A 13857-nucleotide genomic window follows, 5' to 3' on the forward strand; every position below is an offset into this window, starting at 1 on the left:
CATAGCGGTATGGCACCACCTGGCTCCATTCCGAACCCAGAAGTGAAACATACCAGCGCCGATGGTAGTGTGGGGTCTCCCCATGTGAGAGTAGGACACCGCCAGACTTCAAATTAAGGAAAGCCCCGGGCTCACGCTTGGGGCTTTTTTTTATGCCCGCTCGGCCCGCGGTGTTACCGCTGTTGACCTTTTCTAGTTATTAGATTGAATTTATCTAATTCATCACCAACCGTTTTATAAGGTTTTTCGTATTACTGTTATATTAGGAACATCACGTTCATGGGAGAGCAGTAATGAATAAAAAGAACTTAATTACTCTGGCAATCTTATCAGGCACCGCTTTTACGGCGCCTGTTGTTGCGCAACAAGCAAATACCAACGCCGAAGCTGAAGTAGAAGAAGTGTTACAAGTGGTCGGTTCACGGCTGTCATTACGTACCGCGACGGACGGTGCTGCACCGATCGATATTATTTCAGCCGAAGATCTGGCTGCTACCGGTATGACCGACACCGCCAAAGCACTTCAATACGCCGTACCGAGCTTTAACTTTCCGTCATCATCCATCACCGATGGCAGTGACGCGGTACGACCTGCATCATTACGCGGGTTGTCGCCTGATCACACCTTGGTTTTAATCAATGGTAAGCGTCGCCATAGCTCTGCGTTAGTTCACCTAAACGGCACCACAGGGCGTGGTAGTTCAAACGTTGACTTAAACGCTATTCCAATGGCCGCGATTAAACGTATTGAAGTGCTTCGCGATGGCGCCGCAGCACTTTATGGTTCCGATGCGATTGCGGGCGTCATCAATATCGTTTTAAAGGATAACGCCAGCGGCGGTGATGTCAGTTTACAGGCTGGCCAGACGCATAAAGGTGATGGTGAACAATGGCGCGCGTCCGGCAGTACCGGATTTTCGGTTGGAGAAGATGGGGCATTAACACTATCAGCTGAACTTCACCATAAGAACCGCACTAATCGTGCAGGTCTTGATACCAGACAACAATATCCGCTACTGGACAACGGTGAGCCGGATCCGCGGGAAGAAACCTTTGATCGCAAGAGCTTCCATATCGGTGCTGGCGAGTACGAGAATGCGTCGTTGTTCGCGAATTTTGACATGAGCTTTGCCGACGGTCGTTTATACGCGTTTGGTGGTGTCAGCGATCGTAAATCCGAGTCAGGCGCATTCTATCGCCGTGCGATTCAGTCGAATACCTTAACCGAAATCTATCCTGACGGTTTCCTGCCGATCTTAGCCCCCGATGTGCAGGATTATTCGGCCTACGTTGGTTACGAATGGTTTGTTGGCGAATGGACACTGGACTTTAGTGGTGGTTTAGGGACCAGTGAGTTTCAATACAACGTGGAAAACTCGCTGAACGCATCAATGGGCCCAGAGCTAACCCCAACGTCTTTTGACGCGGGTACCCTGACCAACGAAGAAACAAATGTCACGTTCGACGCACAGCGTTTTATTCCTTTTTACAATAACTCGGACTTGTCTGTAGCGTTCGGTGTTAGTTATCGCGACAATACCTATCAAATAGAAGCCGGTGAGGAAGCGTCTTATATTGATGGCGGTTATCAGGATCGTCCAGCCGGCAGCCAGGGTTTTACAGGCTTTAAACCGGAATCCGAAGTGAATCAGAGCCGCGACAACGTCGGCGTTTATTTGGAAGCTGAAAACCAGCTTACCAGCAACTTCCTTTGGGGAGCTGCTGTACGCTACGAAGACTATTCCGACTTTGGTGACAACACCAGTTGGAAACTGTCCGGCCGTTATGATGTGACCGATCGTTTTGCCGTTCGTGGCGCGGTAAATACCGGCTTCCGCGCTCCCAGTGCACAACAACTGTATTTTACCAACATCTCAACGTTGGCGGTGGACGTAAACGGCGAAACGGTTCTTGAGCAATCAGGTACCTTTAATTCGTTAAGTCCAATTACCGAAGCTTTGAGCATCCCTGACTTACAACCCGAAGAGTCAGAAAGCGTCAGTGCCGGATTCGTTTGGAATGGTTATGATGGGTTGGCGGTAACGGTTGATTTCTTCCAGATCAACATCGATGATCGCATCATCCTGTCAAATCAGGTTCGTCCGGATGACTCGCCACAGGTTGCACAGGCACTGAGTACCGTAGATGCTGAGAATGCACGCTTCTTCATCAATGCTGTTGATACCAAAACCAAAGGTCTTGATGTGGTTGTCAGCAAGTCATTTGATCTTGCCGAGTATGGGGATCTAAAGACTCAGGTCGCTTACGGCTTTAACGATACTGAAATTGAATCGGTCAATTTACCACCTTTATTTGATGGTATTGAGTCGGTATTGTTCGATTACGATGAAGCAATACGGATGACGGATTCGACGCCGGCGCACAGTAGCTCAATTGGGTTTACTCATACCTTGGGTAATTGGCGTACCGATTTACGGTTTAACTATTTTGGTACCTATATTATTGGTGACTACGATGAGGGTGAAACCCCTGCTGAGGCGAACGAGACTTATGGTCCTAACTGGGTGACGGATCTTTCGGTTCGCTATGCGTTTTCCAATAACCTGAGTTTAGTGGTTGGCGGACAGAACATTTTCAGCGAGTATCCGCAAGAGCAGCCGGTACAGGGCGTTTTTGATCAAATCTTTAAATACCCTAATACCAACTCGCCGATTGGCTTCAACGGAGCCTACTTCTTTACCGAGTTGGAATACACATTTTAAGTGACTTGAGCTTTGATAAAAACCGCCACAATGTGGCGGTTTTTTTATTTCTGTAGTTAAAGCGACCAACTTAAAATCAACGAGCTATATAGTATATTGATAAATAAGGAAAAATACTTGGCATTAAACTTGAAAGACAATATCGGGTTATTTGAAACATTAAGAGGCTACTATGTCACGCAATCAAGGTATTATCATTGCCATTATCGCTGTTGTTGTGCTGTTTTTTGCTCCAGAGATACTGGCAACGCTGGGTTTTGCGATTGGTTCGGTGATTGAATTCGCGATCTCGTTGATCATCAGTCTGGCTGTGGTTGGGTTGGTCTTCTTCTTAGTCATGACCATATTTGGCAGTGTGCTACTGGGCCTTGGGGCTGCCCTCATCGCGCTGATTTTTACTGGCATTGGACTGTTTTGGCCACTGTTGCTGTGTGTGTTAATTCTCTACTTTGTCTTTCGGAATCCAAGAAAAACCGTATAGTATGAGGTATCAGTCAGCGACTTAACTACGGCTATGAAGAATCAGCTTAACGTTTTACTTGCGGGTATTCTCGCATGTTGTACCTTTAGTGCATGGGCGGTGGACGTAACGGCCACTAATGCATGGGCTCGTGCTTCGATCCCCGGCGCAAGTAGTGGCGCCGGGTATGTCTCACTGCATAACGAAACGGCCAGTGTGATCACCTTGGTCGGTATGAAAAGTGACGTCAGTAAAACGACGGAATTGCATACTCATATTCATGAAGACGGCATGATGAAAATGACCCACGTTAGCGAAGTGTCGATAGCGCCGGGTGAAACGTTAGAGATGAAACCTGGAGGTTACCACATCATGCTGATGGGTCTGCAGGAGCCATTACAAGAAGGCTCGACAGTTGCCGTGGAGTTACTTTTTGCCGATGGTCGTTCACAGTTGCTTCAACTAGAGGTAAGGAAGCCATAATGCAACAACATTCGCGTTGGTACTCAACATTAAGTTGGAAGTGGTTGGCGATAGGTGCGCTGTCGCTGATCGTTCTCATTTGGGTTCTGGGCTGGTTCCTTAGTAAAGAGCCTGATACCTTTTCTGTGCGTGAGGCGGTAACTGAGAGTGCCACTGAACTGTCATTAGAACCGGTTAAAGGATTTGCCACCAGTACGGCGGTGGTAGAGGTCATTTCCACGTTATTAAATAAGCGTGGCGGCTATATGAGTAACGATATTCTGCCACCCACCAGCCTACTCGATAATATTCCTGCCTGGGAATTTGGCGCCATACAAATGACGCGGGATATGTTATTGGCTATGCGAAATGATTTTAGCCGCTCGCAATCGCAGTCGGTTGAAAACCCAAATTTATTGAAAGCACAGCCGGCGATGAATATTGACCACCGCAGCTGGTTCGCTCCAACGGCCGAGAATGAGTATCAACTGGTGATGAGGGAAGTGCAGCAATATCGACTTGCGCTGGCGGATCCAGGCGATCATTCCGCGCAGTTTTATGCGCGCTCAGATAATTTAAGGCGCTACATCCAGGAAGTTGAAAAGCGTCTGGGGTCATTGTCCAGACGGTTGAGCGCGAGTGTTGCCCGCGTGGAGACCGATATATCGCTTGCCGGTGACGCTGCGGCTAAGCAGTCAACCGCTTCGCCCAGACTGATTTCCGCGCAAACCAGTTGGTGGCAAATCGATGACGTATTCTATGAGGCACGTGGAGCCAGTTGGGCTTTATTGCATTATTTGAAAGCGGTGGAGCTGGACTTTGCTGAGGTGTTAAATAATAAAAATGCGTTAATTAGCTTGCAACAGATCATTAAAGAGTTAGAGTCGTCTCAGCAATCAATCTGGAGTCCGATGGTATTAAATGGATCAGGCTTTGGGTTACTGGCCAATCATTCGCTGGTTATGGCGAACTATTTATCGCGAGCTAATGCCGCATTAATTGATTTACGTAATTTATTAGCTGAAGGATAGCGCACTATTATGAAAAAACTGAGCACACTCGTCGCCGCCGCAAGTTTACTGACATTACCGATGGCTGCCAGCGCCGACACGATTTTGGGTTTGTACGTTGGTGTACAGGGCTGGAACGCGGATTATGACGGACAGTACGGCTTTGGCTCAGATGTTCAGCCGTTTTATGTTGATAATGACGACACCAACACCAGTTTCTATGCTGCGTTGGAGCATCCGATTCCATTGATACCGAACGTTAAGATTCGTCAGACTCAGTTGGATGTTAATACATCAACGGGCAGCTATTCCGGCAACTTCGATAATACCGATTACACCTTGTATTACGAGATTTTCGACAACGATATCGTAGCCATCGACGTTGGTATTAATGGTAAACAGTTCGACGGCCAGGCTGAAATCGCAGTCAGTGACATTGTTGCGCAGCAGGATTTTTCAGGTGTTGTGCCAACCGCTTACGCTGCCGCACGCATTGGCCTGCCATTTACCAACTGGACGGTAACGGGCGAGGCGAAAGCCATCAGTTTTGATGACAGTAACTTACATGACATTCAAGCAGCACTGGAATACCGTGTGATTGACAACCTGGCGGTTGATATTAGCATCAGCGCTGGTTATCGAGCCATGAAGGTAGAGCTGGATGATATTGATAATATCTACTCAGATCTTAACTTCAAAGGCCCGTTTGTTTCACTGGATGTGCATTTCTAAAGATTACCGCTTGCAGTAAGATTCAGTTGTAGCTAAATTGTTAAGGTTATCCTTTAACCCAAGGCAACTGGTAATCAATGAGCAGTAACCACGATGAGCCACTCTTTTTAAGTGATGACCCCGACGAAATACCCGGGGAACTTTGCGAAGGCGTATGGAAACTCCTGATTGTTGACGACGATCAGGAGATTCATGCCGTCACTAAGATGGCGTTATCGGATGTGATTATTGCCAATCGCTCGCTTGAATTTCTGCATGCCTACAGTGGTATCGAAGCGTTAGATTGTCTGACCGAACACGATGATATCGCAATGGTATTGCTCGATGTGGTTATGGAAACCGACGATGCCGGTCTCAACGTTGCCAAAGCCATCCGTGAAGAGCTCGGAAACGATGAAGTTCGCATTGTTTTACGGACTGGACAACCCGGTTATGCGCCGGAAGAAAGCGTCGTTAAAAACTACGACATCAACGACTATAAAACCAAAACAGAACTAACCCGCAGTCGCCTGCTAACGACGGTATTTTCTGCCATACGTTCCTACCAGCAATTACGAACCATCAACGAAAACCGACGCGGACTGCGCAAAATTATTCATTCGGCCTCCAACCTCATGGAGAAGCACTCCATCGTGAATTTCTCCGAAGGGGTGGTCACTCAGCTTGCCTCGCTCCTTGGGTTGCGGGCGGAAGGGATTGTCGGGGCACGGGCCCCGGATAAAGAAAATGACATTATTGTGCTGGGAGCTGCCGGTCACTTTGCCGGGAGTATTAATAAGAGTCTCCGCTCGTTAGAGTCACAACGAATCGAGGAAGGTGTAAAACGTTGTCTGGCCGAGCGCCGGCACGTGCAAATGGAAGGCGCCACGGTATTTTTTATCGATGGTCAGGAGCACCAGGCAGCGGCTTATATCGAGACCGCTGATGCGATTGAAAATTACGATCAGGAGCTACTGGAAGTTTTCCTCGCTAATATTGCCGTCGGCTTTGAGAACGCAAACTTGTTTGAGGAGCTCCGCTCAGCGGCTTATCTCGATCCATTAACTGGTATTGCTAATCGCGCCGAGTTTACGCGTCAGCTGCAACGGCTGGCTGAACGAGCCAGCAAATCAAAAGTAGCCGCTATTGTCGATATTGATCACTTTTCGGACGTCAATGACGGACTGGGGCAGGACGTTGGTAATGCGCTGCTGCGCTCGGTGGCATTGCGTTTGACGGAACAACTGGGCAATGACATTTTTGTTGCGCGTATTGCTGCCGACGTGTTTGGCTTGATAGGTCCCGAACACATCATCTCACCGCAGAACCTCAATGAATTGTTTAAGCTGCCGTTCCGTGCCGGTGAGCACTATATTCCGCTGAGCATTACCTGTGGTTTCACGTCGGCCGATAATTCGGAACGATCTAACGGTAAGGCGCTTTTAAAACAGGCTTACATCGCGTTGAAAAATGCGAAGAAGAATTCCTTTGAACGGTTCAATTATTACCGTCCTTATATGGAAGAAGAGACCCAGCATCGGCTGCACATGGTACGACGCCTGCGGGCCGATTTTGCCGCGCGCAAACTGGAAGTTTGGTATCAGCCCCAGGTCGACTTAAGCAACGGTTGTATCATCGGCGTTGAGTCGTTGTTGCGATGGCCGCAGGACGATGGCAGTTTTATCAGTCCCGCGGAGTTTATTCCGTTAGCGGAGTATTCTGGCTTGATTGTTGATATTGGTGCCTGGGTGATAGAAGAAGCCTGCCAGCAAATCCGCCGCTTTGATGAACGCGGTTATGGCGATATCCGGATAGCGGTCAATGTGTCCGTACCTCAGTTCCGTATGCGAGATTTTCCGGAACTGATTGAGCAGCAATTAAAGCAACATCAGGTAAATCCGGATCGTCTTGAGCTGGAAATTACGGAAAGCATCGTTATGGAAGACCCGGACTTTGTTGCGGACATTCTTTATCGACTAAAACGGCAGGGTATACACGTTGCCATCGATGATTTTGGTGTAGGCTTCTCGTCCTTAAGTTACTTGCAAAAACTGCCGCTCGATCGACTGAAAATTGATAAAACCTTTGTTCATCATTCAGATGAAGAAAGCGGTCGTATTATTATTGAAACCATCGTCGATATGGCGCACCGACTGGGTCTGGGGGTAGTTGCTGAGGGCATCGAAGACGAGCAACAACTGAATTATTTCAAGCAGTTGAACTGCGCAGAAGCGCAAGGGTATTATTTTGCCCGGCCAATGCCCGCGGATAAACTGGCGAAGATGCTGGCCAGTGAAGAGTCAGACTGTGTCAGCCTGACTCGCGAGTCACAATTGAACTGATTACTGGTAAACCTCTACCGAACTGGCGGTCATCGAGTAACCGGTTACAGCCAGCTCGCCCTCAGTACGTTCTGTTTTTAGTGTGCCCTCAACCCAAACTGCATCATAGGTGTGCTCGTATGGCACTCCCTCTTCGTAGACAACGTGAATGATCTGATTCGGCGGTGGCGGCGGCACATGAATACAGGCACCGAAGTAAGGCACTAACAAAAATTCAGTAACTGCGTCGGCATTGCCTTCCAATTGTACGACATAGCCAGGAATACGCACCGTTTTGCCGTTTAATGCTTCTACCACGGGGGCATCTAAGTGCGTTTGTTTGTCCGCCTCGGGGTTCGCGTCATAATAGGATTGCGGGCGTACTGGCGGCGGCGTAAAGCCTTCTGGTAGCAAATCTTTCCAGCCAATTTTTTCTGCGTCGGCAAGTGCCGGCATGCTGAAAACCGAACTGATCACAGCTGCACTTAACCATTTTTTCATCAACGTCATACTTTCACCGTTAATCCATCGGATAAAGACTGGCGATAGGCTCGCCAAGCGGGTATCAAACTTAACAGAAAACCAGCCACAACCACGAGTCCCATTCGCCACCATTCGGCAGCTGTGGGGAAATTTAAGCTGAACAGTATGCCAGTTTGAGTGTGAATCACGCCTTGTAGTGACCACTGTAGCGCATAGAGTAAACCCAGTCCGGCCAAGGTAGCAGCAAGGGTTACCAGAACGGCTTCAGTGACCAGCAGCGTAAACAGGGTCACAGGACCTGCGCCTACAGCACGTAAGACCGCCATTTCGCGGCGGCGTTCGCGCAAACTGGCCAGTAAAATCGTCAGCATGCCGATAAGCCCGATGAGAACAACGAGCGCTGACATGCCATTCAGGGTTTGCTCAAATACGTTCAGGGTTTTCCACAGCTGTTGCAAGGTTAGGCCTGGCATCAGAGCAGTTAATGGTTCTGCGTCATAGGTATTGAATTCGCGCTGCAGCCTAAGTGCTAATGGCTTCACCTTCAGACCCAGCAAGGCGGCGCTGATGGATTCTGCCGGGTGGTGATGTTCGTGGTGATGCTCATCGCTGTGTTGCTGTTCTATGCCATGCACCGTTTCAATCGTTTCCAGACTAACGTATACGGCCTGATCAACCGGCGTTCCGGTTCGTTCTAACACACCAACCACGGCGATGGGGTGTTGATCATGCTCGCTGAAGCTGAGACCTCCGCTACCATGAGCGATGGTCAACGAGTCACCGACGTTTTTCTGCAACTGTTGCGCTGCTTCGGCACCCAGTACGGCCTGTTCGTTAGCCTCGAACCAGCGCCCCTGATTTAATTCCAGCGCTTGTTGGTTGGCGTATTTATAGTGTTTAAAATAACCGTCCGTGGTTGCTACCACCGGTAAACCCTGCACACTGTCGCCAAGGGAAATTGGCACCGCCCAACTGATCTCCCGCCGTGATGCGATGTCTTCAAAGCTGGCCCAGCTCATGGTATTGGTCATGCTGCCAATATGAAAAACGGAGGCCAGTAATAATTGTGTTTGGCTGCCGCGTGGGCCTACGATCAAGTCGGTACCGGATACCGTGTTGGCAAAGTTTTCCTGAACTTGTTCTTTAACGCGCTCTACCGCCAGCAACAGAGCAACACTGACAGCAATGGCGACAACCGTCAGCAACACACTGACTTTGCGGTTAAGCAGGCTTTTCGTGGCGAGCTTAAGCATCGTCAGCCTCCGCTAAGCTACTGGTAACCCGGTTAATGTCGCTCAGCTCGGTGCAGAACTGAAACTGCTTGGCCAGCGATGCATCGTGGGTGACAAAGATCACCGTGGTGCCATTAGCGTTACTTAATTCAAGCAGTAAGTTAATAAAACGGTCCCGTCGGTCGGCATCGAGTGCTGAGGTGGGTTCATCAGCAATCAGCAGTTCGGGCGCCCCGATGAGTGCGCGTGCCGCGGCAACACGTTGTTGCTGCCCAACACTAAGCTCAGCCGCAGGCTGATGCTGTTGTCGTTGGCTTAATCCTAAGCGAGTCAGGTAATCATTTGCGGTCTTTTCGGCGGGGTCGCGCAAACGTTGACGGCGTTGCTTTGAAAATTGGACACCCAGTAAGACATTGTCGAGTGCCGATAAATAAGGCAGCAAGTTAAATTGCTGAAAAATATAACCAATATGGTCGGCGCGAAATTTATCACGATTACGCGCGCTTAAACGGGCAAGGTCAGTACCCAGTAATTCGATTTTTCCCTGCTGAGGGGTATTCACTCCGGCCAGTAATGATAGCAGAGTGGATTTACCGCTGCCGCTGGCGCCACGCAATAGCATGGTACCAGCTTGTTCAACCTGCCAGTGCGGAATATCCAGCGTTGGTCGTTGTGCGGGCCAACTAAACTTAACGTCAGTCAGCTCAACGGCAGCGGTACTCATAATGGCTTATTTTTGCGCCCGTTCAAAAGAGGATTGGATTTCTTCTTTTGCAGCGTTCACGTCGCCCCAACCTTCAACTTTGACCCATTTGCCTTTTTCAAGTTCTTTGTAACGCTCAAAGAAGTGAGTGATTTGAGAGCGCAGCAATTCCGGCAGATCATTAACGTCCTGAATGTGGTCGTACTCTTTCGACAGCTTGCTGACTGGAACGGCGATCACTTTCGCGTCTTCACCCGATTCGTCACTCATTTTCAGCACGCCAACCGGACGACATTTGATCACCGAGCCGGGTTGCAGTGGGTAAGGTGTTGGTACCAGCACGTCAACCGGGTCGCCGTCCAGAGATAAGGTTTGATTAACGAAACCATAGTTACATGGATAGAACATCGGGGTCGCCATAAAACGGTCAACCCAGAGCGTACCGGTGTCTTTATCCACTTCGTATTTGATCGGATCAGCGTTAGCCGGGATCTCAATGATAACATTAACTTCGTCAGGCAAGTTGCTGCCCGCAGGTACGTTTCCTAAGCTCATAGTACTTCCTGTTTAATGATTAAAAATTTAAGGCTGTTGCGCGATTATAGCTTGTGCCGGATCACGCGCAACCCCGTATTCACCGTTGTTAAAATGGTTTTGGATGCTGGGCATGGTACTCCAGGCATTTGTCCACTTCCTGAGCCGACCCTAATACCACACCGACGCGCTGATGAATGTCCGTTGGAACGATGTCCAAAATACGCTGATAACCGTCACTGGCTTTACCGCCGGCTTTTTCTATCAGCAGCGCCATGGGTGCGGCTTCGTACATCAGCCGTAATTTAAACGGTTTTGCCGCATTGCGCGCATCCCAGGGATAGGTAAATAAACCGCCACGGGTGATGATGCGGTGAACGTCCGAAACCATGGCCGCATTCCAACGCATATTAAAGTTCTTTTTGCGCGGACCGGTTTCGCCTTTCAGCAAGTCGCTGATGTAATCGCGGATGGCGGGAGACCAATGGCGTTGATTGGACATGTTAATGGCAAATTCTTTGGTTGCGCGGGGAATCTCCGAACGCTCTTTGGTCAGTAGGAACTCGCCAACGGTTTGATCCAACGTAAAGGTACGCACGTCTTTACCGGTGGTCAGCACCATCATGGTCGCCGGGCCGTAAACGATGTAACCCGCAGCTACCTGCGCTTTACCGGGCTGTAAAAACATGGATTCACCAGTGTCTTCGCCTTCAGGCTTGCGCAGAATAGAAAAAATCGTTCCCACCGAACCGTTGATGTCGATATTGGAGCTACCGTCGAGCGGGTCAAACGCGACCAAATAATGGCCTGAATTTGGACTGACGACAATGGAGTCCTCTTCTTCTGAGGCTATCGCATGCACATTGGGTGACTCAAGCAGCAGGGTTTTTAAAAGCTGGTTAGCAACAACGTCTAACTTCTTTTGGGTTTCGCCCTGAATATTTTCATCCAGCGTAGAGCCTAACACCCCGGCAAGTGCGCCTTGGTGTAAGCGAAAAGAGATCTCTTTTGCAGCGATCTGTATCGTGTTTATAACGGAAATAAGCGATTCGCTGGTTTTGTCTTCGCGAAGCGTTGGCAGTAAACGTTTCATGGTTGCCCCTGTTTGCCTGGTCACTGTGTGTTAACAGGGCGCAAATGATAACGCATTTTCGTGCAAAAATCCTGCTCTATGTGACGTACGATGGTACACTTCGGAGATTATTAGTAGGCTTAAATCAGTAACAACCTCATGCATATTCATATTATCGGCATTTGCGGAACCTTCATGGGCGGCATTGCTGCCATCGCAAAACAACTTGGTCATCAGGTCAGTGGGTCGGACGCTAATGTCTATCCACCCATGAGTACACAACTTGAGGCGTTGGGCATTCAACTGCAGTCTGGTTATGCCGAAGCGCATTTAGAGCCGCGTCCTGACTTAGTCATCATTGGTAATGCGCTAAGTCGGGGTAACCCTGAGGTCGAAAAAGTGTTGCGCGATCGTTTGCGCTACGTTTCCGGCGCGCAATGGCTGCATGAAGAAGTGCTAAGACATCACTGGGTTTTGGCCGTTGCAGGGACTCATGGTAAAACCACCACGGCCAGCATGCTGGCCTGGATACTGGAAGATGCGGGTTATAACCCGGGTTTTATGATTGGTGGTGTGCCGGAAAACTTTGGTATCAGCGCGCGGGTTACCGACAGCGACTTCTTTGTCATCGAAGCGGACGAATACGATACGGCTTTTTTCGATAAACGTTCCAAATTCGTTCATTACAGTCCCGATACCCTGATCATCAATAATCTTGAATTTGATCACGCGGATATTTTTCCCGATTTAGCGGCGATACAACGGCAGTTTGCGCATTTACTGCGGGTCGTGCCGGATTCCGGACAAGTGATCGTTCCTGCTGCGGATGCAGTAATAGAAGACGTTCTGGCGCAAGGTTGCTGGAGCGACGTGGTGCGCGTAGGCGCGGGCGCTGACTGGGATCTGCTTGCGCACGGTGATGACGGTTCACGCTTTGAGCTATTGGATCATGGTGGCCAGACAGTGGCCAGTGTCCAGTGGTCATTGCTCGGCCTGCACAATGTTCGTAATGCGGTAATGGCAATGTTGGCCGCGCGTCATGTCGGGATCGACGTGAAGACGAGCGCGCAGGCACTGCAATCCTTCAAGTCGCCAAAACGTCGGATGGAGCTACTGGCCGATGTTCAAGGCATCAAGGTTTATGATGATTTTGCTCATCATCCCACGGCCATTGCAACCACGCTTGCTGGATTAAAGGCGCATCATCCGGGACGCATCGTGGCAGTACTGGAGCCGCGTTCCAACACCATGAAGTTGGGTGTACACGCGCAACAATTGCAACATGCGCTGGCCGTTGCCGACCAGCAATTTGTACTGCAGCCCCCGTCATTAAGCTGGGCGCTGGCGGATTATTTGACGGATGCGACCATTGCCAACTCGGTTGAACAACTGATGCAACAGTTAGTTTCCTCGGTAAAGCCGGGAGATGCGGTTATCATCATGAGTAACGGCAGCTTTGATGGCTTGCATCAACGATTCATCGACACACTCAAACAAAGAGATTCACTATGACCGATGATCGCGTAACGGTGGCCTTGACCGGCGCTTCAGGTGCCCCTTACGGGCTACGTTTGATAGAATGTTTGCTGCAGCAACGACAGCAGGTGCTGTTATTGATATCGAGCGCTGCCCGAGTTGTGCTGGCAACCGAACAGGGACTGAAACTGTCGGCATCGCCGGATCAGGCGCTACAGCAATTGACCGCCTATTTTGATGAACGCGGGTGTCCGCCCGCCGCGGATCAATTAAAGGTGTATGGTAAAGAAGATTGGTTTTCACCGGTTGCTTCTGGGTCGGCGGCGCCGAAACGCATGGTCGTTTGCCCGTGTTCAACCAGTACCTTGTCAGCCATTGCGACCGGTAGCAGTAACACACTAATAGAACGAGCCGCGGACGTGGTGATGAAGGAACGAGGCCAGTTGATTATCGTGCCGCGGGAGACGCCGTTCTCGACCTTACATTTACAAAATATGTTACAGCTTAGCCAGATGGGCGTGACGGTGATGCCGGCCGCGCCTGGATTTTATCATCAGCCGCAATCGATTGATGAGCTGGTCGATTTTATGGTAGCGCGGCTACTGGATCATCTGGGTATCGAGCAATCCCTGGTCGGCCGCTGGGGCTATGCAAAGGAGTCATCGTAAAC

Annotated in this window: 13 protein-coding genes and 1 rRNA gene; 9 read left to right on the forward strand and 5 right to left on the reverse strand. The window is 49.7% G+C overall.

The features are described 5' to 3' along the window. The 7 genes from rrf to CWE23_RS09540 form a co-directional block, all read left to right on the forward strand. Window positions 1-107: ribosomal RNA gene (rrf, locus tag CWE23_RS09510) — 5S ribosomal RNA — on the forward strand; the annotation flags it as partial. A 186-nt stretch (window positions 108-293) separates the two neighbouring features. Next, window positions 294-2723, forward strand: a complete 2430-nt coding sequence (locus CWE23_RS09515; protein WP_105307334.1) for a TonB-dependent receptor plug domain-containing protein — start codon at window positions 294-296, stop codon at window positions 2721-2723. Between the two features lie 172 nt (window positions 2724-2895). Continuing rightward, window positions 2896-3204, forward strand: a complete 309-nt coding sequence (locus CWE23_RS09520) for a hypothetical protein (protein ID WP_105307333.1) — start codon at window positions 2896-2898, stop codon at window positions 3202-3204. A 33-nt stretch (window positions 3205-3237) separates the two neighbouring features. Next, complete coding sequence (locus CWE23_RS09525; RefSeq protein WP_105307332.1) at window positions 3238-3666, forward strand: copper chaperone PCu(A)C; 429 nt, start codon at window positions 3238-3240, stop codon at window positions 3664-3666. After that, window positions 3666-4676 (forward strand): DUF2333 family protein, encoded by a 1011-nt coding sequence (locus CWE23_RS09530; RefSeq protein WP_126820116.1) that lies wholly within the window; start codon window positions 3666-3668, stop codon window positions 4674-4676. The genes CWE23_RS09525 and CWE23_RS09530 overlap by 1 nt, the downstream gene beginning before the upstream one ends. Window positions 4677-4685: 9 nt before the next feature. Then, a complete protein-coding gene (locus CWE23_RS09535) occupies window positions 4686-5387 on the forward strand; it encodes a TIGR04219 family outer membrane beta-barrel protein (protein WP_105307330.1) in 702 nt (233 codons plus the stop codon). A gap of 77 nt (window positions 5388-5464) precedes the next feature. Beyond that, window positions 5465-7708, forward strand: coding sequence for a two-component system response regulator (locus tag CWE23_RS09540; RefSeq protein ID WP_105307329.1), 2244 nt, complete (start codon window positions 5465-5467; stop codon window positions 7706-7708). Here the strand turns inward: CWE23_RS09540 and CWE23_RS09545 are convergent, their stop codons facing one another. The 5 genes from CWE23_RS09545 to CWE23_RS09565 all read right to left on the reverse strand — a co-directional run bounded on the left by CWE23_RS09545 (window position 7709) and on the right by CWE23_RS09565 (window position 11732). Continuing rightward, complete coding sequence (locus tag CWE23_RS09545; RefSeq protein ID WP_105307820.1) at window positions 7709-8188, reverse strand: DUF3299 domain-containing protein; 480 nt, start codon at window positions 8186-8188, stop codon at window positions 7709-7711. A gap of 5 nt (window positions 8189-8193) precedes the next feature. Beyond that, window positions 8194-9423 (reverse strand): ABC transporter permease, encoded by a 1230-nt coding sequence (locus tag CWE23_RS09550; RefSeq protein ID WP_126820117.1) that lies wholly within the window; start codon window positions 9421-9423, stop codon window positions 8194-8196. Next, window positions 9416-10126, reverse strand: a complete 711-nt coding sequence (locus tag CWE23_RS09555; RefSeq protein ID WP_126820118.1) for an ABC transporter ATP-binding protein — start codon at window positions 10124-10126, stop codon at window positions 9416-9418. Before CWE23_RS09555 ends, CWE23_RS09550 begins: the two co-directional genes overlap by 8 nt. Window positions 10127-10132: 6 nt before the next feature. Further along, window positions 10133-10660 (reverse strand): inorganic diphosphatase, encoded by a 528-nt coding sequence (gene ppa, locus CWE23_RS09560; RefSeq protein WP_105307326.1) that lies wholly within the window; start codon window positions 10658-10660, stop codon window positions 10133-10135. An 88-nt stretch (window positions 10661-10748) separates the two neighbouring features. Then, window positions 10749-11732 (reverse strand): class 1 fructose-bisphosphatase, encoded by a 984-nt coding sequence (locus CWE23_RS09565; protein ID WP_105307325.1) that lies wholly within the window; start codon window positions 11730-11732, stop codon window positions 10749-10751. 138 nt (window positions 11733-11870) lie between these two features. Here CWE23_RS09565 and mpl point away from each other — a divergent pair, with 138 nt between their 5' ends. Further along, entirely contained in the window at window positions 11871-13223 is a 1353-nt protein-coding gene (gene mpl / locus CWE23_RS09570; protein ID WP_105307324.1) for a UDP-N-acetylmuramate:L-alanyl-gamma-D-glutamyl-meso-diaminopimelate ligase, read from the forward strand. After that, entirely contained in the window at window positions 13220-13855 is a 636-nt protein-coding gene (locus CWE23_RS09575; RefSeq protein ID WP_105307323.1) for a flavin prenyltransferase UbiX, read from the forward strand. Before mpl ends, CWE23_RS09575 begins: the two co-directional genes overlap by 4 nt. The last annotated feature ends 2 nt before the right edge of the window (window positions 13856-13857 follow it).

It is taken from the genome of Idiomarina aquatica (genome assembly GCF_003987185.1).
Lineage (GTDB): Bacteria > Pseudomonadota > Gammaproteobacteria > Enterobacterales > Alteromonadaceae > Idiomarina > Idiomarina aquatica.